Below are 20,842 nucleotides of genomic sequence, written 5' to 3'. Positions count from 1 at the left end.
GTGCGTACAGGCAAGTCAAACCGTTGGTTAGTCCTCATGTCGGTCATTCTGGCTTTTATGCCGATTGTCCTGGATTACACCATTCTTCATGTCGCGGTTCCGTCACTGACCCTTGCTTTGCAAGCAACGGGTACCGAGATTCTGTGGATCATCGACATCTACCCGTTGTTGATGGCCAGCCTGCTGATTCCCATGGGCACGCTTGCGGACAGGGTGGGCCATCGCCGAATGCTGCTGGCCGGGCTAGTTATCTTTTGCGCAGGCTCCGTACTGGCGGCCTTTTCTCCCAATGTCGCAGCGTTGATCGGGGCACGGGCGTTCATGGCATTTGGCGGCGCCATGATCATGCCCAGTGTCCTCGCGATTATTCGACAGACGTTTGAAGACCAGAGCGATCAAGCCGTAGCGCTGGGTATCTGGGGTGCTGTTGCCTCCACCGGAGCCGCCATCGGGCCCTTGGTAGGGGGCGCATTGCTCGAGCATTTCTGGTGGGGAGCGGTCTTCCTGATTAATGTGCCCGTGATGCTGCTGGTCATCCCCTTGGTGATCGCCTGGATACCGCGACGCAGTGTGGTCGGCGATGGAAACTGGACCATCGGCCAGTCCGTGATTCTGATCCTGGGTGTCATGGCAAGTGTCTACGCCCTTAAATCGGGTTTCAAAACCAACAGCTCTCATTTCGTAACCGGTGCCTGTTTTGTATTCGGAGCACTGATGCTGGTGTGGTTTGTACGCAAGCAACGTCATACCTTGACCCCGATGCTTGACCTGAGCCTTTTTGCCATTCCGGCGGTCAGCACGGGTATCGTCATGGCGCTGGTCACCATGGGTGCGCTTGCCGGGTTCGAATTGCTGCTGGCTCAAGAACTGCAGTTCGTCATGGGCCGTACCCCCCTGGAGGCCGGTATTTTCATGATGCCACTGATGATTGCAGCTGCAATCGGTGGGCCTCTGGCAGGCGTTATCCTGCGGGCGATTGGCCTGAGGTGGGTTGCGAGTTGCTCGTTGCTGGTGTCCGCTGCAAGCCTGGTCGGATTGGCCCAAATACACCTGGGCAGCGCCGGGGTGGCCGTTATTGTGATGCTGGTGGCTCTGGGTCTTTCCCTCAGCATTGGCTTGACCGCCTCGTCGGTGGCGATCATGAACAGTATTCCAATGGAGAAGGCGGGCTCGGCCGGAGCCCTTGAGGCCACCAGTTACGACCTTGGCACCGGATTGGGCATAACCGTTTTCGGTATTCTGCTCGTATCCACTTATGAAAAATCCATACAGCTGCCTGACGGCATTCCAACTGCCATTGCCGAGACAGCCGTGCGGTCTATTGGTGAAACGATGATTGCGGCAAAAGCACTGGGAGGCATACAAGGCCAGCAGCTTGCTGCAGCGGGGCAAAAGGCGTTTAGTGCCTCCCACAGCATGGTTTTACTGACGGCGGCTGCACTGGTCGGCGCATTGAGCCTGTTGGTCTGGTTTGTGTTGAGGCATCACAAAAGCAAATCGGGTGCAGTGAGTTCAGATTTCGAATGAACGTTAATCCAGGTTTTATTCCATTGGTTTAATCGCTCAAGGATGAGCGTCGTCAACGCACTATGAACATGAAGGGCATGGCCCGTGACAGAGTGGACATCAGAAGCAGATTTTTCGAATCAGCGCATTAAGATGCTCAAGGGCATTCCAGGATAATTCACGATTTAACATAATATACATTATGCGTAATAACGTATTACCGTATCAGGGCCAGTGGAGGTCAGATTTCAAGGCGTCGAATCGCGCTTCAGGTCAATCCTGAATCTTTCGCAAACCCTACCGAACAATTCGCCCATTCTGTACCGATCCCTGATTGATTGCGTTACGGCATAATCACCACCTTCGTACTGCACCCGCCACAATGGAATGACAAATGATCAGAGCATTTGAACAGCACGACATGGAGCGTGTTTTGGAAATCTGGCTAAGCGCATCGATCAAGGCCCATGACTTTATCGACGCGGCTTACTGGCAATCCCATACAGCCACGATGCGTGATGTTTATATCCCTGCATCAGAGACCTATGTGCTCGAAGACCCATCCGGCGTCCTGGGATTTTGCTCCTTGCTGGGCAATCAACTGGCCGCGCTGTTTGTTGACCCGGCCCATCAAGGCAAAGGTCTGGGCAAGCAGTTGCTTGAGCACGCGAAAAACCTTCGTGGCGAGCTGACCCTTGCGGTTTATAAAGAGAATGCGCCCAGCCTGGCCTTTTATCACTCACAGGGCTTTGCGGTGCTGCGCGAGCAAGTTGACGCGCAGACAGGCCATGCTGAATACCTGATGGCGTTAAGTAATTGATCCTCCCACAGCCTTTGCTGACAGCCATCGAGACCCTGTATTTGCCCGCAGCATTGGCGTATCCGGCTGATTACTCGGTAGAGAGTGCCGCCCGGGAATATGGCGGTGTGCGCTTTACCCTTGCAGGTCGCAAAGTCGTCTTCAGGGTCGCCAAAGTCACGCCAACCAAGGTCGGCCAGTTCGTCACCCTGTGGAAACGGCCCTGTCCAGGCGGTGAAATTACGCCGCTGGATAGCGCGGATGATATCGATTTCGTGGTGGTTCATGTGGCTACTGAAGGACAATGTGGGCAGTTCATTTTTGATCGTGAGACCTTGTTGTCGCGCGGTGTCTTTGCCATAAATGGTCGCGGCGGCAAGCGCGCATTACGGGTTTATCCGCCCTGGAGCAGGCCTTCAGCCCGCCAGGCCGTGCAGTCTCAAAGATGGCAAACCGAGTGTTTTGTGGCGGTCACTCCCTGTGAACCGGCCTCAATAGTCCGTATTCGCGACCTTTTCCACTGCGTGTAATCTTGGGTTATATGCATTTTTGATATAACTAAACTAAAGAACTATTTAGTAGAGTTATAATTAGGGGCTTTTCTGTGTGCTGATTCTCACCCTGCACACTGGCCAAAGCCATGCCCTGCCCATTGCGGCTTGCCTGTGCTCGACGACATTGCTAGTGTCGGGCCATGACTTCTTATCGCCTTACCTCGACCACTACCACCACGACCGCTGAATGCGGAGCGTGCGAAGTGTCGTGAGCCGATGGCAAACGAATTTCAAAGGCCCGCCAGCGATGGACAGGGCCTTTTTTTATGCCCTTGCCTCGCTGGTTCTCACGCAAGGAGATGCACCCATGTACGCCCTCTTGGTTCTTGATATGCAGGTTGGACTTGTTCACGGCCCGGACCGCCCCTGGCGCGGCCCTGAGTTGCTGGAAACCGTTAATGCCCTGCTGCACAAGGCGCGCAGTGCCGGTGCGGGAATTTTTCTGGCTAGGCATATCGGCCCCGTTGGCTCGCCCATTGAGCCAGGCAGCCCGTTGACCCTGCTCGCACCGGAACTGATGTTGCTGGGCAGTGAAGTGGTCTTCGAAAAACACAGGCCCAATGCCTTTGCCATGACCGGGCTGGCCGAGCAGTTGCGCGCTTGCGGCGCGACCGGGGTGGTGATTACCGGGATGAAAACCCAGTATTGCATCGACAGTACCTGCCGGGCGGCTCGAGACCTGGGCTTTGATGCCGTGCTGATAGCTGACGGTCATACATGCTCGGATACCGCCGAGCTCAAGGCCGAACAGATTGTTGCTCATCACAATGCCAGCCTTGTCGGGCCCTTCTGCCAACTGGTCCAGGCACAGGACTGGCGCTTCTAGCCCCACTCCCCCTCAGGCACGCCCTGCACTGACAATTTGTCGCAGGGCTGTGTTTTTGTTAAAGTTATAAAACTAACCGTTTAGTACATTCCAATTCCGGACGTTTCCCGCGCTGTCGTTCCTGCCTGCACAAGGCCTGGGCGGCGGGCAGAAACGCCGGCTGCGTCTAGGGCTGCGCTGCAAACAGCTACAGTCAAAGGCGATGCCCTCCTTCCAACCGTTCATGTATCAATAGGGTCATGCACCATGAATAAGCCTCAACCTTCGGCAGCCGTAAGCCGTTGGCCCATCTGGGTCGCCGCTCTCGGTGTGCTGGTCTTCGGATTGCTCTTTATCGCCGGTGGTGGTTACCTCGCCACGCTCGGTGGCAGCCTGTACTTCCTGATCGCAGGCCTGGGCATGCTGGTCTCGGCCGTGCTGCTGTTCAAGCGCCGCCTGGCAGGTGCCTGGCTGTTCGCAGCCGTGATGGTCGCCAGTGTTGTCTGGGCGCTGGTCGATGCCGGGCTGGTGTTCTGGCCGCTGGTGTCGCGCCTTTTTGCCCTGGCCGTGCTGAGCCTGGTCGTGGCGCTGGCTTACCCGACACTGCGCAAGGCCAATGGTCTGGGCGGTAACGGCGGTTATGCGCTGGGCGCGGTACTGGCCGTGGCCATCGCTGCCGGCTTCTGGGGCATGTTCCAGCCCCACGCTTCGATCGCACCCACCGGTGACGGCCCAGGCCTGACCCAGGTCGACCCGGCCAAGGCCCAGAAAGACTGGGCACACTACGGCAATGACGAAGGTGGCAGCCGTTTTGCTGCACTGGACCAGATCAACCGCAGCAACGTGTCGAAGCTGGTACCGGCGTGGACCTACCAGACCGGTGACGTTGCTATCAGCGATGGCAACGGTGCCGAAGACCAGATGACGCCGCTGCAAATCGGCGACAAGGTGTTTATCTGCACCCCGCACAACAACCTGATCGCACTGGATGCCGACACCGGCAAAGAGCTGTGGAAGAACAACATCAATGCCAAGGCCGCCGTCTGGCAGCGTTGCCGTGGCCTGGCGTACTTTGATGCCAGCGCCCCTGTCGCCGCACCTACCGATGGCAGCACCCCGGCCGCAGCGGTCACCGTTGCACCGGGCGCAGCCTGCCAGCGTCGCCTGCTGACCAACACCATCGATGCACGCTTGATTGCCGTCGATGCGGACACCGGCGAGTTCTGCCCGGATTTTGGCAGCAATGGCCAGGTTGATCTCAAGGCCGGCCTGGGCAATGTGCCTGATTCCTACTATCAGTTGTCGTCGGCACCCTTGATGGCAGGCACCACGGTGGTGGTTGGCGGACGTGTTGCCGATAACGTGCAAACCGATATGCCTGGCGGCGTTATCCGCGGCTTCGATGTGATCACCGGCGCCATGCGCTGGGCGTTCGACCCGGGCAACCCGCAGGACAAAAAGGCTCCGGTAGACGGCAAGACCTACGTTCGCAGCACGCCCAACAGCTGGGCGCCGATGTCCTATGACCCGCTGATGAACACCGTGTTCTTGCCAATGGGCAGCTCGTCCACCGACATCTATGGTGTTGAACGTACCGAACTGAACCACAAGTACGGCGCCTCCGTGCTGGCACTCAATGCCACTACCGGTGACGAAAAGTGGGTCTACCAGACCGTTCACAATGACCTGTGGGACTTCGACCTGCCGATGCAGCCCACCCTGATGGACTTCACCGTCGCCGACGGCAGCAAAGTGCCTGCGCTGGTGATCGGCACCAAGGCCGGACAAATCTATGTGCTGGATCGCCACACGGGCAAGCCGCTGACCAAGGTTGAAGAAGTACCGGTCAAGGCATCCAATATCCCCGACGAGCCTTATTCGCTGACCCAGCCAAAATCCGTGGGCATGCCACAGATTGGCGCGCAGACCCTGACCGAATCGGACATGTGGGGCGCCACCCCGTTCGATCAGATGCTGTGCCGTATTTCCTTCAAGAAAATGCGTTACGAAGGCCTGTACACCGCGCCGGGCACCGATGTGTCGTTGAGCTTCCCGGGTTCGCTGGGTGGCATGAACTGGGGCAGCCTGTCGACTGATCCGGTACACGGTTTTATCTTCGTCAACGATATGCGCCTGGGCTTGTGGGTGCAGATGGTACCGCAGCAAAAAGACGCCAAGGCCTCTTCCGGCGGCGAAGCGCTGAACACCGGCATGGGTGCCGTGCCGCTTAAAGGCACGCCTTATGCCGTGAACAAGAACCGCTTCCTGTCGATTGCGGGTATCCCCTGCCAGGCGCCGCCTTTCGGCACCTTGACCGCCATTGACATGAAGACCCAGAAAGTCGCCTGGCAAGTACCGGTCGGTACTGTGCAGGACACTGGCCCGCTGGGTATCAAAATGGGCCTGCAACTGCCGATTGGCATGCCGACCCTGGGTGGTACGCTGTCAACCCAAGGTGGTTTGGTGTTTATCGCCGGCACCCAGGACTACTACCTGCGCGCCTTCAACTCGGCCAACGGTGAAGAAGCCTGGAAAGCCCGTTTGCCGGTGGGCAGCCAGGGTGGCCCGATGACGTTTGTATCGCCTAAAACAGGCAAGCAATATGTCGTCATCACGGCGGGCGGTGCGCGTCAGTCGGCTGATCGCGGTGACTATGTGATCGCTTACGCGTTGCCTGACAACAACTAAGCAGTGCCCTGCCCTGTGGCTGCAGGCTTGCCCGCGATGGCAGCGCCTCGGTCCTTCAGACAGACCGGGTTGCCTGCATCGCGGGCAAGCCCGGCTCCCACAATGGCCGTGCAAGCTTTTTACCCTGGGTACACCCCCTAATACTGTGGGAGCGGGCTTGCCCGCGATGGCAGCGCCTCGGTCATTCAGACAGACCGGGTTGCCTGCATCGCGGGCAAGCCCGGCTCCCACAATGGCCGTGCAAGCTTTTTACCCTGAGTACACCACCCAAAACTGTGGGAGCGGGCTTGCCCGCGATGGCAGCAGCTCGGTCATTCAGACAGACCGGGTTGCCTGCATCGCGTGCAAGCCCGGCTCCCACAATGGCCGTGCAAGCTTTTTACCCTGGGTACACCCCCTGAAACTGTGGGAGCGGGCTTGCCCGCGATGGCAGCGCCTCGGTCCTTCAGACAGACCGGGTTGCCTGCATCGCGTGCAAGCCCGGCTCCCACTATGGCCGTGCAAGTTTTTTACCCTGGGTACACCCCCTGAAACTGTGGGAGCGGGCTTGCCCGCGATGGCAGCGCCTCGGTCATTCAGACAGGCCGGGGTGCCTGCATCGCGGGCAAGCCCGGCTCCCACAATGACCGTGCAAGCTTTTTACCCTGGGTACACCACCCAAAACTGTGGGAGCGGGCTTGCCCGCGATGGCAGCGCCTCGGTCATTCAGACAGACCGGGTTGCCTGCATCGCGGGCAAGCCCGGCTCCCACAATGGCCGTGCAAGCTTTTTACCCTGGGTATACCACCCAAAACTGTGGGAGCGGGCTTGCCCGTGATGGCAGCCCCACTCCCACAATTTCTAACCAGCCTTGCTCAGCAATACCCTCGTCACCCTGCGCTCTTCCACCTCGACCACGGTCAGGTTCCAATCTTCCCACGTCAGTTTGTCGCCAATCATTGGCAGACGGTCCAGCAAACTCATCACCATTCCGGCCATCGTCTGATAGTCGTCTGTCGCCTTGGCTAAAAAGCCGGTGTGCTGGCGAATCTGGCTCAGGTTCAAGGCACCACTGACCAGATACCCGTCCTCCCGGGCCACGATATTCGGTCCTGCTATCTCACTGGCATCCGGCAACTCGCCGGCGATGGACTCCAAAATGTCGGTCATGGTCAACAGGCCGATAAAGTCACCAAATTCGTTGATCACAAAGGCGATATGGGTCGACTCTTTGCGCATCTGCTCCAGGGCATTGAGAATCGTGAAGCTGTCCAGCAGGTTGATGGCCTTGCGCGCCATTGCCTCCAGGTCCGGCTCATGCCCCGCCAGCAGCTCCTTGAGCAACTCCTTTTTATGCACAAAGCCCAGCGGCTCATCCACACGTCCGTCCCGGATCAGGGGCAATCTGGAGTACGACGAATGCATCAGTTTTGTACGAATGACCTCAGGTGAGTCGGCCAAATCAATATGGTCGATCTCGGCGCGTGGCGTCATCACCGAACGAATCGGGCGCTCTGCCAATTGCAGCACGCCACTGATCATCACCCGCTCGCGTCGATGAAAGACTTCCTGGTCATTGCCGCCTTCCAGCATATCGGCAATGTCTTCACCGACTTCATCAGCACTCAAAGTCCGACCGCCAAGCAAGCGCATCACCGCATGGGCGGTACGTTCGCGCATCGGGCGCAGGCCCTGCACGCTTTTTTTGCGGCGAGCACGGGCAACCTGGTTGAGCACTTCAATCAGGATCGAGAAGCCGATGGCCGCATACAGGTAGCCTTTGGGGATATGGAACCCCAGGCCTTCGGCGGTCAGGCTAAAACCGATCATCATCAGGAAGCCCAGGCAGAGCATGATCACCGTCGGGCGGCTGTTGACGAAGTGGGTCAGCGGTTTGCTGGCCAGAATCATCAGGCCAATGGAGAACACCACCGCAATCATCATCACCGACAGGTGTTCAACCATGCCCACGGCGGTAATCACCGCGTCCAGGGAAAACACCGCGTCGAGCACCACGATCTGCGCCACGATTGGCCAGAACAGGGCATAGCCCAGCGCCGATGAGCGTTCGGCCACATGCCCTTCGAGGCGCTCATGCAGCTCCATCGTGGCCTTGAACAGCAGGAACAGACCACCGAACAGCATGATCAGGTCGCGGCCCGAGAAGGACTTGTCGAACACCTCGAACAGCGGCGCAGTCAACGTCACCATCCACGAGATGCTGGCCAGCAGGCCCAGGCGCATCACCAGTGCCAGGGTCAGGCCAATCACCCGGGCACGGTCGCGCTGCTCCGGCGGCAGTTTGTCGGCGAGGATGGCGATAAACACCAGGTTATCAATGCCCAGCACCAGCTCGAGCACAATCAGGGTCAACAGGCCAAGCCAGGCCGTGGGATCTGCAATCCATTCCATAGGTATCAGTTAATCTCACGAAGGTGCCGGGTTAACGGCGAGCGCGCACAGACAAGCGCAGCAGCAGAGGTGCTGGCGCAGAACAGAGGGCTGGGAATGGGTAACGCGTGCTCGATGGCGAGGATCAAGCCAGGGGGAAGCGCAGGTTCAAAACTGCGACTGGGTGGTTCCTGAAGGGTGTTCATACAAGCCTTTAGTGAATTGGGGATGCAATCCTACAGCGATTAACCTCAATTCCTGCTAGCGGACTTATTACAAAATTTAACAAGTCCTCCCTGCCCCACCGTGCTCGACCTGCCTGGCAAACCATTGCAGCACCGCGGTACACGCAGGGTGCGAGGCTGCAGCAGGTTGCAGGCACAACGAATAGTTGCCACCGGTTTTCAACGGTTCACCAAACGGAATCACCAGAACCCCGCGTTGAATGGACTCGGCCGCCAGGGTCATGTCCGTGACTGCAACCCCCAGGCCTCGCGCGGCAGCATCGAGGGCCAGTTCATCGAGATTGAACGGGATATGCCGGTAACTGTGCAACGGCTTGCCGTCATTGGCGGCGAGCCAGTCGATCCAGGCTTGCTGGTCGGCCGAGCGATGCAACAACGCGAAGCACACCAGGTCCGCCATTGACGTCAGCGGCCCCAGATCGGGGGCACACACCGGTACCAGAGCCTCGTCGAATAAAGCCATGCAGGCCGGATCAGTGGAGGGTCGGGGCAAGTACAGGATGTAGGCATCGCTGTCGCTGGCCGGCTCGACGATCTCGGTGGCCACCGTTTCAATCGACAGGGCGATGTCCGGGTGCTGTAAGTAGAAGTCACTGAGCTTTGGCAGTAACCAGCGCACGGCCAGCGACACATGCATGCGGATGCGAAACGGTCGCTTGTGCGGCGACAAGCGATCCTCCAGCAGCTTCAACTGCTCAAGCATGCTGCGGGCACTGGCCAATACCTGCTCGCCTTCGACCGTCAGGCGCACGCTGCGACTGGTTCTGGCCAACAACGTCACGCCAAAGTGAGCTTCCAGTTGCTGGATTTTCCGGCTGATTGCGCTTTGCGTCAGGCACAGCGTTTGCGCGGCCAGGGTGAAGCTGCCCGATTCGGCCACCTCAACCAGTGCCTGCAAGCCCTGCAATGACGGTACATGACGAAGTTTATCCATGTGTTTTATGCATCAATCAATGAATTAATAGCGTTGGTTATATCACCTGCCACAGCATAAATTCCATCCATAACCCGCGCCAGCAGCGGCCAGGCATGCATATAGCGCATGTATGCGAACGCCGCGCAGCGCCCTGACAGGCAAATGAGGTGAAAGGTGAAAAATGAATGTGGCTGGATTGCCTTGGCAGGAAGTTCCCCTGTGCGCGATCACCTCAAGGGCGTTGAAAAAACCGACTGGTTGATTATCGGTGCGGGCATTACTGGTCTCAGTGCGGCCCATTCCCTGGCGCAATTGCACCCTCAGGCACGGATCGTGATTGTTGACAGGCAACGGGCTGCCCAAGGGGCATCGGCACGCAACTCCGGTTACGCGGTGTCTCATGAAAACCCGGCTGATGACGAACTCATCGGCAAGAGCGGTTTTGCCGGCTATGCCGTGGACTCGACCATCGGCCAGGCGGCCGCTGATGAAGTGCGCATGCGCATTGCGCGCCACGGCATTGACTGCGAATACCGGGATTCTGGCTACTACTTCGCCGTTAACGACCCGGGCAAATTGACCCGGGTTGAGGCCAAACTTAAAACCCTGCACGCCGTGGGCGCATCTGCGCACTTTCTGGAAGGCGCGCAACTGGCACAGACCCTCGGTACCCGGCATTACCAGGCGGCCATCTGGTGCGGCAATGGCAATGCATTGTTGCAGCCGGCGAAATACGTCAAGGGCTTGCTGGATGCCTTGCCCGCTAATGTCAGCCTGTTTGAAAACACCGACATCAGCGGGCTTGAACGCCTGAGTGGCGGGCGCATCCGGGCCAGGGGCAGCCAGGGCAGCATTGAAGCCGCGCAGGTACTGGTATGCCTGAATGCCTTTATCCCCCGCGCCGGGATCGACACTGGCGCAACCTTCCCGATGGAACTCAGCGCCAGCCTCACCCGCCCCCTGACAGACAAGGAGTATGAGGCCATCGGCAGTGTCGAGCCCTGGGGTGTGCTGTCGACCCGACCACTGGGTGCCACGGTACGACTGACCCCGGATCGTCGGGTAATGATCCGCAACACCGCGGAATACCGCACCAGGGACCTGTCCAACCGTGACCTGCTGCAACGGCGCAAGCACCATGTGCTGGGCTTGCAACGGCGTTTTCCAGGGCTTGACGAGCAGGATATTGCCTACACCTGGACCGGCCATCTAAGCGCCAGCCGTAGCGGCCAGCCCTACTTTGCCAAGGTCGAGGAAGGTATTTACGCCGTGGCCGGCTGCAATGGCTCCGGCGTCGCACGCGGCACGCTGTGGGGCCGTCTGCTCGCCGAATTGGCATCCGGCGCCAGCTCTGCCCTGCTGCAGTCGGTTATGGCGCGTGCCAAACCGGGCTGGCTGCCACCCCGTCCGTTCTTTGATATCGGCGCCGTACTGCGCATGCGCATGGAAGCCATCAGGGCCAAAACAGAAATCTGAACACGCTCACACCACAAAAGAATAAAAGCTCCTTGAAAAGGTGATTGAACATGCACATCAACACGCTATCCCTTGCGGTCATGCTCGCAACATTTTCGGCGGTCAGCCATGCCGACGAGAGTGTGAATATTTTCAACTGGAACGGCTATATCGCCGACGACACCTTGACCAGTTTCACCAAGGACACAGGGATCAAGGCTACCTACGATATTCACGACAGCAACGAAGTGCTGGAGTCCAAGTTGATGACCGGCAATACCGGCTATGACGTGGTCAGCCCTTCGAACCACTTTATGTCGCGCCTGATCAAGGCCGGTGCCATCCAGAAGCTGGACAGGAGCCAGTTGCCCAACTGGAAAAACCTGGACCCGGTGCTGATGAAAAAGCTGGAAGTCAACGACCCCGGCAACCAGTACGGCTACCCCTATATGTGGGGCACGGCGGGGATCGGCTACAACGTCGAGAAGATCAAGGCGATTTTTGGCACCACGGATGTCACCCAGTCCTGGAGCTTGTTTTTCGATGAAAACAACATCAAAAAACTGAGCCAGTGCGGTGTGGCGATCATCGACAATCCGACGCAAGTACTGCCGATCACCCTCAATTACCTGGGCTTGCCGCACCATAGTCATGAGCCTGAGGACTACAAGAAAGCCGAAGCGGCGCTGCTGAAAATACGGCCTTATGTGCAGTATTTTCACGCGTCCAAATACATCAGTGATCTGGCCAACGGCAATATTTGCGCGGTGATCGGTTTTAACGGTGATGTGGTCCAGGCTGCGGCCAGTGCCCGGGAAGCCAGGAACGGGATCGATATTGCCTATTCGATCCCCAAGGAAGGTTCGACGTTATGGCTGGATATGGTGGTCATGCCTAAAAGCGCGCCCCATGAGAAGAATGCCTACCGCTACATGAACTACCTGCTGACCCCGCAAGTGATTGCCAACATCAGCAACCATATCCACTACGCCAACCCCAACCAGGCGGCAGACGCGTACCTGGCGCCTGATGTGAAACAGGACCCGGCGATCTACCCGGCCAGTGCCGTGATCGACACCCTGTTCACCGTGGAAGACCTGCCGGCCAAGATCGCCCGCCTGAGCACCCGCTTGTGGACCAAGCTCAAGACCAATACCTGACAGACCGCGTCGGGATCATTGTGGGAGCGGGCTTGCTCGCGATGCAGGCACCTCGGTCTGTCTGAATGACCGCGGTGTGCGCCATCGCGGGCAAGCCCGGCTCCTACACTACTTCTGCTCCCCACCCCCACGAGGGTCACAACAAGAATCGGTCTGTCACATTGCGCCGCTCATTGTCATCACGCACGTCATAGCTGACCGTGGTAGCAATGTTGGCGTGGTGCGCCAGCTTTTGTGCGATTGACACGTCGTACTCTTCGATCACCCGGGTAATAAACGACCGGCGAAAGTCATGGGGCATGATGTCGACGCCTACCTGCCGGCCCCGCTGCTTGGCGATGTAGTAAATGGCGTGTTTGGTCAGGCGGTCACGGGTAATGTGGTTGCCACGACGGATGCGATTGAACAGGAAGCTGTCATCCTCGACTCCATCTGGCAGATTGGCCCGGCGAAAGGCCAGCCAGGCTTCAAGTTTTTCAAAGGCCCAGGCCGGGGCGAACTTGATCAGTTCCTTGTTGCCCTTGCCCAGTACCTGCAAGCTGCGCTGTTCGACATCGACCTGCCACAGGTCCATGTTCACCGACTCGGACTTGCGCATCCCCGAGCCATACAGGATCGCAATGATCGCCGCATCCCGCAGCCCCTGGGGACGCGGGTCTGCCGCACAGGCATCCATCAATTCGCGAATCAGGTTGCGCCGCAGGTTACGCCCCTTGACCAGCCGCGAGCCACCGCCTGCCTTGACCGCGCGGATCTTGAGCAAATGATCCTGGGTAATCAGGCTTTGTTGCCAGGCCTGATTCATCACCCCGCGAATGGCATTCACATACAGCGATGAGGTATTGGGCGCGTAGCCGTCCTCACGCAACGCGGCGACCAGCGCGGTGATATGCCCCGGTTGCAGTTGATGCCAGGGGAATTCATCAATCGCCACATCTTCAGCGCCCAGGCGGTCCGCCGCTTCCTGCAAGACATAACGCATGGTCTGGCGGCTGGAGGGGGCAAGACGCTGCAGGTACAGCGCAACAGGGTTTTGCACCGGGTTTAACACCGAGGGCGAAAGCGACGGTAGCGGGGAGTCAATCGTAGACAAAACCAATCTCATTACAGGCAGAAACAGTTCGCAATATACCCCATGCGCCGGGGATTTCCGCGTTTAGCGCATCAACGCCCACCCACTCGCGATTTGCATGGCCCGGGCATGGCATACATGCATTCTGCACGAATAAAAATGTCAGCCTTAAAGCCTAACCGATTGATTTATATTGAATGTATATCGTTCATTCAAGTTGGTACAGCTAATGCAACGTTCATCCCTGAGGGTCGTATGTAAAAAGGCCTATCCCCATCCGTGAAAGAGACAGGTGAGTGAATATGAATGCCATCGATTTGCTGTTGGAAGACCACAAGCGCGTCAAGGCTATCTTGGGCCAGCTCAGCGATTCCACCGAGCGGGCCGTGAAAAAACGCACTGAACTGCTCAACAAGCTGGAAATGGAAATTACTATCCACACCCGCCTTGAAGAGGAAATCCTCTACCCGGTCTTCAAGAAAGCCGGTGGTAAAGAGCAAGCCGTCATGTACCACGAAGCGAAGGAAGAACACCGTACGGTGGATTCCCTGGTATTGCCTGACCTGAAGAAAACTGCACCCGATTCTCTGGAATTCTCCGGACGGGCAAAGGTGGTCAAGGAGTTGCTCGAGCACCATATCGAAGAAGAAGAAACCGAGATGTTTCCCCAGGCCCGCAAGTTGCTTGGCAAGGCAGTGCTCGAGGAACTGGGCAAACAGATGGAGGCGATGAAAGCCGAGTACAAGAAGTCCCTGAACAGCAAGCCCCTGGCGGCGTGATGGCGCCAGCGCCTGGCAGGGTCAGCCCTGGCTAAAACCTCGCGCCAGCATTACTGCAACCCCCAGTAACATGCAGGCTGTAGCCCGTTGCAACAACACCTGTCGCGACGGGCTTTGCAGCACCCGGCGAATACGCTGGCCGAAGTAGCAGTACAGGCAACCGCTGGCGAACTGCAGCAGCAAAAAGGCCAGCCCCAGTATCAGCAAGTCCTGTGTGTGGGTGGCACTGCCCTGCCCGGCAAACTGCGGGAACACGGCACTGAACATGACGATGGTTTTCGGGTTGGAAAACCCGGTGAGCAAGCCTTTGCCAAAGCGCCCCCGCACACCGCTGTCCAGGGTGGCGGTACGCTCCAGCGCCAGCCCGCTGCTGTTCCATTGGCGCCAGGCCAGATACAGCAAGTAGGCAACCCCGATGTACTGCAGGGCGCGACTGATCTGCGGGTTACCCTGGATCAGCCCGGCAAAACCCACGGCAAAAATCAGGATCGATACCAGATACGCAGCGCTGGCACCCAGCTGTACCGGCATTGACCGTTTCAAGCCTTCCTGCATGCCAAACCCCATGAGCAGCAGGGTCATGGGGCCGGGACTGAAAGTCATGGTGGCGCAGAACATCAGAAAATACACAAAGGAAGCGAGTGTCAGTTGCGTGGCCATTACGGTGGTTCAATCCAGTCAATGCGGTCGCGCAGTCTAGGCAGGCCCTGCCGGCTATTGGCAGATCAAGCACCGGCAAACTTTACCGACCTTTACTGGTAGCATGACCGGTAAAGTACGAGGCCCTGCATGCACTTACCTACCGTTGTGTTCCAACCCGGCCTGTCCAAGGTCCAGCAGATTGTGAATGCCTTGAGCCAGGCTATCGATCAGGGCCAGCTTGGCCCCGGCAGCAAGTTGCCCTCTGCGCGTGAGATGACAGCGCACTGGGGGGTCAGCAAATTCACCCTTATCGAGGCGCTGGATCGTCTGCGTGGGCAGGACAGGATCACATCCAGTCAGGGCCTGGGCTACTTTGTTGCAACGACCACACCGCCAGCCAGGCGCGCCGTCGGCCTGGACCTGTTGCCGCAAGACTTGAACAGCGTCTTGCGCCGCTCCCTGACCGGTGCCAGCGGGGCCCTGCGACCCGGTAGCGGGCATTTGCCGGAGAACTGGCTGCAAGACAGCGCCCTACGCACCAACCTGCGCCAGCTCAGTCGCTCGCCGGCCTTGCGCCTGACCGGCTATGGCGACCCGGCGGGCTATCTGCCGCTGCGTCAGGCCTTGCAGCAAAAGCTCCTGGGCCAGGGCCTGGATGTGGGGGTCGAACAGATCATCACCACGGCCAATACCGTGCTCGCCCTGGACATGCTGTTACGCCTGCATTTACGCCCCGGCGACACGGTGCTGCTGGACACGCCCTGTTACTTCAATTTTCACGCCAATCTGGCCTTGCACGGCGTCAACGTGGTGACTCTGGCCCGCACTGCCCAAGGGCTGGACCTGCATAACCTGGAAGCAATGTTGATCCAGCACCGCCCCGTGCTCTACCTGACCACCGGGCTGCTGCATAACCCCACCGGGCACTCCTTCACACCCGGCCAGGCCTACGGGCTGCTGGAACTGGCCAAGCGCTATGGCTGCTCGATTATCGAAGACGATCTCTACGGTGACTTGCACCCTGAGCCGCCACCCCGGCTGGTCGCGCTGGCCGGCGTTGAGCAAGTGACCTACCTGAGCGGATTTTCGAAAACCCTCAGTGCCAACCTGCGCGTCAGCTTTGTCGTGGCACCGCCGCAGCGGGCCGCCGAGCTGACCCAGATGAAACTGATCTGTGGCGGGATTACGTCGGAGATGCTCGAACAGGTGGTGGGTTCGATGCTCACTGACGGCACTTATCACAAACATCGCAAGCGTGTGGTGCAAGGCCTGCAGGCCAGTGGCGCACGGGTGTCGAGCTGGCTGCAGGGCCTGGGCTTCACCCTGGATGTGCCTTATACCGGCGGCATGTTTATCTGGGCCACATTACCTGCCGGGCTGGATGCCGAAACATTGGCGCAGCAGGGACTTGCCCGTGGCCTGGTACTGGCGCCGGGGATCTTGTTCGGCCTCGATCCCCGGTTGCGTAACTGCATGCGTTTCAACGTCGCTCACACTGACACCCCTGCCGTCATGGCGGGCGTTGAGGCGCTACTGGCTAACGCAACCTGAGCGGATCAACCAGCCCGGCAGCAATGGCCATGCCCACCAGATCAGGCAAGTGCTGAGCCTGCATGCGTTTCATCACCCGGGAGCGGTACAGGTCGATGGTCTTGACACTGACCCCCAGCAACTGGGCAATTTCCCGGGTGGTGTAACCCTTGACCAAGGGCATCAATACATCACGTTCACGGGGGGTCAGGCTGTGCAGGCGAGCGTCAAGTTCAGTCTGTTCATGGCTGGCCGTGTGCTGCGTGCTGCCACCGCTCAGGGCTTGCTGCACGCTGTCGAGCAGTAACTGCTGGTTGTAGGGCTTTTCGATAAAGTCATAAGCCCCCGCCTTGAAGGCCCGCACTACGATAGGCACATCGGCATGCCCGCTGACAAAGATCACCGGCATCTTGACCCCGCGTGCTTGCAGCGCCTGCTGCACATTCAGGCCGCCCATGCCCGGCATGCGCACATCCAGCACCACACAGGCACTGAGCGCCGGGTCGCAAGCGTCCAGAAAGGCCTGCCCGCTGGTGAACGCCAGCGCATTGAGGCCCACGGACTCCAGCAGCCAGACAGTCGAATCGAGCATGCCCTGATCGTCATCCACCACATACACCACAGAGCGGGTCGGGGTTGTCATTGTTATTCTCTTGTCGGGTTGAGTGAAGCCATCACGGGCAGGCAGCAGCACATCAGCAAGCCGCGGGTTTGCGGGCGGGCGTCGAGTTCACCGCCGAAGCCTTCGACGATGCTGCGGCTCATCGACAAGCCCAAGCCCAAACCATCGGCCTTGCTGGTGTAAAACGGCGTGAACAAGTGTTCAAGCTGCCCGGCGCTAACCCCCGGGCCTTGATCCAGCACGCTGATTTGCAGGGTGGCGGCGTCAAGGGCCAGCGCCTGCAGGATGATCCGCGAAGGCTGGCCCGGCAGTTGTTCGTTATTGGCGTCTATAGCATTACGCAGCAAGTTGAGCAGCACTTGCTCAAGCAGCACTCGATCGGCGTAGACCCGTGGCAGCGAGCCGGGCAATTGCAGCTCGATGGTGACATGCCGTTCGCGGGCTTCCCAGGCACACAGGCTGACGGCCTGACGTGCCACCTCGGTGATATCCAGCGCTTGCAAGTTACGCCGCCCTTTGCGCAAAAAGCCGCGCAGCCGCTTGATCACTTGCGCGGCGTGATTGGCATGCAGGTTGATCCGCTCAAGGCCCTGGGCCACGCGCTCGACGGCCGCAGGATTGCTGCCCAGGGTTTGCAAGTAACGTTGGCTGGCATTGGCATAATTGACCACTGCCGCCAGCGGCTGATTGATTTCGTGGGCAATCCCGGAGGCCAGTTCACCCAGGGTCACCAACCGTGCGGTATGTGCCAGCTCGTCCTGATGATGGCGCTGCTCAGCTTCGCGTAATTCACGTTCGCGCATGTCCCGCGCCATCAGCGAAAAAAACCGTTCCCCGGCCGTCGAGCGATGGGCCAGCAGCAGCAATGACACTGGCACCGAAGGTTCGTCATTGAAGGGCAGCAACCGTGTTTCGTGACTCCACATACCCTGCTCCTCGGCACTGCGCCAGCCACTGGCCTCCAGCGTGGCCAGCACCTGGGCGGTCAAGAAACCGGCCAGTGCCGGCATGCCCTGTGCCGGGCGCAAGCCCAGCAGGCGGCGCGCTGCCGGGTTGAGGTACGACACCCCGCCCGCCGGGTCGATAAACAACACCGGATCTGGGTTGGCCTCTACCACCTCGGCCAGGCGCCGCTTGTTCTCTTCGGCTTGAATGCGCGCGGTGATGTCCCGCGATACACAGACCACTTCCACCACGGCCCCGGTATAGGTTTCCCGTATGGCCCGGCTGGCGATCTCAAACCACAGGTAATGCCCCGCCTGATGGCGAATGCGGCAGGTCATGGTGTGATAGCCATCCAGTTGCAGAGCATCACGGGCCTGGCGCAGCGCCAGCTTCAGGTCGTGGCTGTGGAACAGGCGCTGCGCCAGGGTGCCACGCAGGGTTTCGGGCCAATAACCAAGCAGCGTCCAGGATGCCGGGGAAGCATCGAGAAAGCGTCCGTCAGGGCTATGGCGGGAGATCAGGTCCGTGGTGTTCTCGGTAATCAACCGGTACAGGCGCCGCGCCCTGGCGGCCTCGCGCTCGGCCAGCAACTCGGTACTGGCTTCACGCCCCCGGGCGATAACCCGTTGGTTGACGGGATCGGGGATCAGGGTCCACAACCAGATCTGCTGCCCGTGCCGTGCCTCGACCTGCTCAATGGCCCTGCCCTGTTGCAGGCAGGCGCGCACCAGCGCATACAGATTGCCCGGCAGCCATGCGCGGGCATCAGCCAGCGCCCTGCCCTCCAGCAACCGGGTCAATGCCCGGTTCGCTTGCAGCGGCAAGGCCTCTGCATCAAGCACTACGGTTGGCTGGGGATCATGGAGCAGCAGAGTGAGCGGCATGGGGTATCCTGGCGTTTGGCTACGCTTTTTTATCTAGTATAACTACTATAGTGCTTAGGTATTACTTCCATATCAAACCCTGAGTGGGCTATAAGTCAAACCGGACATCAAACTGACCCGCTCGCCACCGGCAGAGCAGGCAGCCATAGAGCTAACAATCAGCCACCGGAATGACCTTCATGTCGATTTTTGAGCACGGCCTTGAGCCGACTGCCGTAAACCATATTGCCCTGTCCCCGCTGAGCTTTATTGAACGTACGGCCAGCGTCTACCCAGATTACCCTGCCGTGATTCATGGCTCCATTCGCCGCACCTGGGCACAGACCTACAGCCGTTGCCGCCGCCTGGCCTGTGCCCTGGCCGGACGCGGGATTGGCCAGGGCGATACGGTCGCGGTCATGCTGCCTAATATCCCGGCCATGCTCGAAGCCCACTTTGCCGTACCCATGATCGGTGCGGTGCTCAATGCCCTCAATGTGCGCCTCGATGCCGAAGCCATCGCCTTTATGCTCGCCCACGGCGAAGCCAAGGTGCTGATTGCCGACCGTGAATTCCATGACGTGGTGCATGCCGCCGTGGCCATGCTCGATCACCCGCCGCTGATCATCGATGTGGATGACCCCGAGTACGGTGAAGGCCAACCGGTGAGCCTGCTGGACTATGAAGCGCTGTTGGCCGAAGGCGATCCCGACTATGACTGGCAATGGCCCGCAGATGAGTGGCAGGCCATTGCCCTGAACTACACCTCCGGCACCACCGGCAACCCCAAGGGTGTGGTGTACCACCATCGCGGCGCTTACCTCAATTCCCTGGGCAACCAGATGGTCTGGGCCATTGGCAATCACCCGGTGTACCTGTGGACCTTGCCGATGTTCCACTGCAACGGCTGGTGCTACCCGTGGATCATCACGGCGCTGGCCGGCGTGCATGTGTTCCTGCGCCGGGTTGACCCGCAAAAGATCCTCACGCTGATTCGTGAGCACCAGGTCACTCACCTGTGCGGTGCGCCGATTGTGCTCAATGCTCTGGTCAATATGCCCGAGTCCGCCAAGGCCGCCATCGACCACCCGGTGCATGCGATGGTTGCCGGCGCGGCGCCGCCGGCCAAGGTGATTGGTGCAGTGGAAGAAATGGGCATCAAGGTCACCCATGTGTATGGCCTGACCGAGGTCTATGGCCCGGTGACCATCTGCGCCTGGCATGCCAAGTGGGATGAGCAGCCTCTGGCCGAGCGCGCACAGATCAAGTCCCGCCAGGGCGTACGCTACCCCACGCTGGAGGGCGTGATGGTGGCCGACCCGAAAACCCTGCAGCCCACCCCGCGCGACGGCGAAACCATGGGCGAGATTTTCATGCGCGGCAATACGGTAATGAAGGGCTACCTGAAGAACCCCAGCGCCACGGCCGAAGCCTTCGAAGGCGGCTGGTTCCACACCGGTGACCTTGCCGTATGCCACCCCGACGGCTACGTCGAGATCCGTGACCGGCTCAAGGACATCATCATTTCAGGTGGCGAAAACATATCCACCATTGAGGTCGAGGGCGTCCTCTATCGCCACCCTGGCGTGATGGAAGCGGCGGTGGTGGCGCGACCCTGCGAAAAATGGGGCGAAACCCCCTGTGCCTTTATCACCCTCAAGGCCGACCACCCGCAGGTGCGCGAGGCCGAGATCATTGCCTTTTGTCGCGATCACCTGGCCGGATTCAAGGTGCCGCGTACGGTGGTGTTTACCCTGCTGCCCAAGACCTCCACGGGCAAGATCCAGAAGTTCGTGCTGCGTGATATGGCCAAAAACCTATAGCAACACCCGTACTCCTGACTAAAACTACACCCGTAGTCGCTGACGAGGAACGAAGGCTGCGAGCTCTT

16 protein-coding genes are annotated in these 20,842 nt (G+C 59.2%); 10 read left to right on the top strand and 6 right to left on the bottom strand.

Annotated elements, in window-relative coordinates; genetic code table 11:
- Nucleotides 1-36: 36 nt before the first annotated feature.
- The 5 genes from BFC21_RS05885 to BFC21_RS05865 all read left to right on the top strand — a co-directional run bounded on the left by BFC21_RS05885 (nt 37) and on the right by BFC21_RS05865 (nt 6,352).
- Nucleotides 37-1,527 (top strand): MFS transporter, encoded by a 1,491-nt coding sequence (locus BFC21_RS05885; protein WP_120265793.1) that lies wholly within the window; start codon nt 37-39, stop codon nt 1,525-1,527.
- Between the two features lie 373 nt (nt 1,528-1,900).
- A complete protein-coding gene (locus tag BFC21_RS05880; RefSeq protein ID WP_088377412.1) occupies nt 1,901-2,326 on the top strand; it encodes an N-acetyltransferase in 426 nt (141 codons plus the stop codon).
- On the top strand, nt 2,323-2,835 hold the full coding sequence (locus BFC21_RS05875; RefSeq protein ID WP_120265792.1) for a MepB family protein: 513 nt from the start codon (nt 2,323-2,325) through the stop codon (nt 2,833-2,835). Before BFC21_RS05880 ends, BFC21_RS05875 begins: the two co-directional genes overlap by 4 nt.
- Before the next feature lie 331 nt (nt 2,836-3,166).
- Nucleotides 3,167-3,685, top strand: a complete 519-nt coding sequence (locus tag BFC21_RS05870) for a cysteine hydrolase family protein (RefSeq protein WP_088377410.1) — start codon at nt 3,167-3,169, stop codon at nt 3,683-3,685.
- A gap of 246 nt (nt 3,686-3,931) precedes the next feature.
- Complete coding sequence (locus BFC21_RS05865; protein WP_120265791.1) at nt 3,932-6,352, top strand: glucose/quinate/shikimate family membrane-bound PQQ-dependent dehydrogenase; 2,421 nt, start codon at nt 3,932-3,934, stop codon at nt 6,350-6,352.
- 840 nt (nt 6,353-7,192) lie between these two features.
- Here the strand turns inward: BFC21_RS05865 and BFC21_RS05855 are convergent.
- Both BFC21_RS05855 and BFC21_RS05850 read right to left on the bottom strand, forming a co-directional pair.
- Nucleotides 7,193-8,743, bottom strand: coding sequence for a TerC family protein (locus BFC21_RS05855; protein ID WP_120265789.1), 1,551 nt, complete (start codon nt 8,741-8,743; stop codon nt 7,193-7,195).
- A 261-nt stretch (nt 8,744-9,004) separates the two neighbouring features.
- Complete coding sequence (locus tag BFC21_RS05850; protein ID WP_088377408.1) at nt 9,005-9,901, bottom strand: LysR substrate-binding domain-containing protein; 897 nt, start codon at nt 9,899-9,901, stop codon at nt 9,005-9,007.
- Between the two features lie 156 nt (nt 9,902-10,057).
- On the opposite strand from BFC21_RS05850, the gene BFC21_RS05845 reads away from it, so the two are divergent.
- A complete protein-coding gene (locus BFC21_RS05845) occupies nt 10,058-11,359 on the top strand; it encodes an FAD-binding oxidoreductase (RefSeq protein WP_088377407.1) in 1,302 nt (433 codons plus the stop codon).
- Nucleotides 11,360-11,409: 50 nt separating this feature from the next.
- Nucleotides 11,410-12,498, top strand: a complete 1,089-nt coding sequence (locus tag BFC21_RS05840; protein WP_088377406.1) for a polyamine ABC transporter substrate-binding protein — start codon at nt 11,410-11,412, stop codon at nt 12,496-12,498.
- Nucleotides 12,499-12,634: 136 nt separating this feature from the next.
- On the opposite strand, the gene xerC is transcribed toward BFC21_RS05840, so the two are convergent.
- Nucleotides 12,635-13,591: a tyrosine recombinase XerC gene (gene xerC, locus BFC21_RS05835; RefSeq protein WP_371914940.1), complete on the bottom strand. Its 957-nt coding sequence runs from the start codon at nt 13,589-13,591 to the stop codon at nt 12,635-12,637.
- A 281-nt stretch (nt 13,592-13,872) separates the two neighbouring features.
- Between xerC and BFC21_RS05830 the strand changes: the two genes are divergently transcribed.
- Nucleotides 13,873-14,349, top strand: a complete 477-nt coding sequence (locus BFC21_RS05830) for a hemerythrin domain-containing protein (protein WP_088377405.1) — start codon at nt 13,873-13,875, stop codon at nt 14,347-14,349.
- 21 nt (nt 14,350-14,370) lie between these two features.
- Here the strand turns inward: BFC21_RS05830 and BFC21_RS05825 are convergent, their stop codons facing one another.
- Entirely contained in the window at nt 14,371-15,009 is a 639-nt protein-coding gene (locus tag BFC21_RS05825; RefSeq protein ID WP_088377404.1) for a LysE family translocator, read from the bottom strand.
- A 129-nt stretch (nt 15,010-15,138) separates the two neighbouring features.
- On the opposite strand from BFC21_RS05825, the gene BFC21_RS05820 reads away from it, so the two are divergent.
- Complete coding sequence (locus BFC21_RS05820; RefSeq protein WP_088377403.1) at nt 15,139-16,542, top strand: PLP-dependent aminotransferase family protein; 1,404 nt, start codon at nt 15,139-15,141, stop codon at nt 16,540-16,542.
- Here BFC21_RS05820 and BFC21_RS05815 read toward each other — a convergent pair.
- Together BFC21_RS05815 and BFC21_RS05810 are read right to left on the bottom strand one after the other, a co-directional pair.
- Nucleotides 16,529-17,164: a response regulator transcription factor gene (locus tag BFC21_RS05815; RefSeq protein ID WP_088377402.1), complete on the bottom strand. Its 636-nt coding sequence runs from the start codon at nt 17,162-17,164 to the stop codon at nt 16,529-16,531. The two genes, BFC21_RS05820 and BFC21_RS05815, sit on opposite strands and share 14 nt — an antisense overlap.
- Nucleotides 17,165-17,166: 2 nt before the next feature.
- Nucleotides 17,167-18,972: a PAS domain S-box protein gene (locus BFC21_RS05810; protein ID WP_120265788.1), complete on the bottom strand. Its 1,806-nt coding sequence runs from the start codon at nt 18,970-18,972 to the stop codon at nt 17,167-17,169.
- 179 nt (nt 18,973-19,151) lie between these two features.
- Between BFC21_RS05810 and BFC21_RS05805 the strand changes: the two genes are divergently transcribed.
- Entirely contained in the window at nt 19,152-20,774 is a 1,623-nt protein-coding gene (locus BFC21_RS05805) for an acyl-CoA synthetase (protein ID WP_095004961.1), read from the top strand.
- The last annotated feature ends 68 nt before the right edge of the window (nt 20,775-20,842 follow it).

Origin of the sequence: Pseudomonas sp. TMW 2.1634 (genome assembly GCF_001703595.1) — a bacterium.
Lineage (GTDB): Bacteria > Pseudomonadota > Gammaproteobacteria > Pseudomonadales > Pseudomonadaceae > Aquipseudomonas > Aquipseudomonas fragi.
Note: the sequence above shows the minus strand (reverse complement) of the source record. Positions and strands in the feature narration are given on the sequence as shown.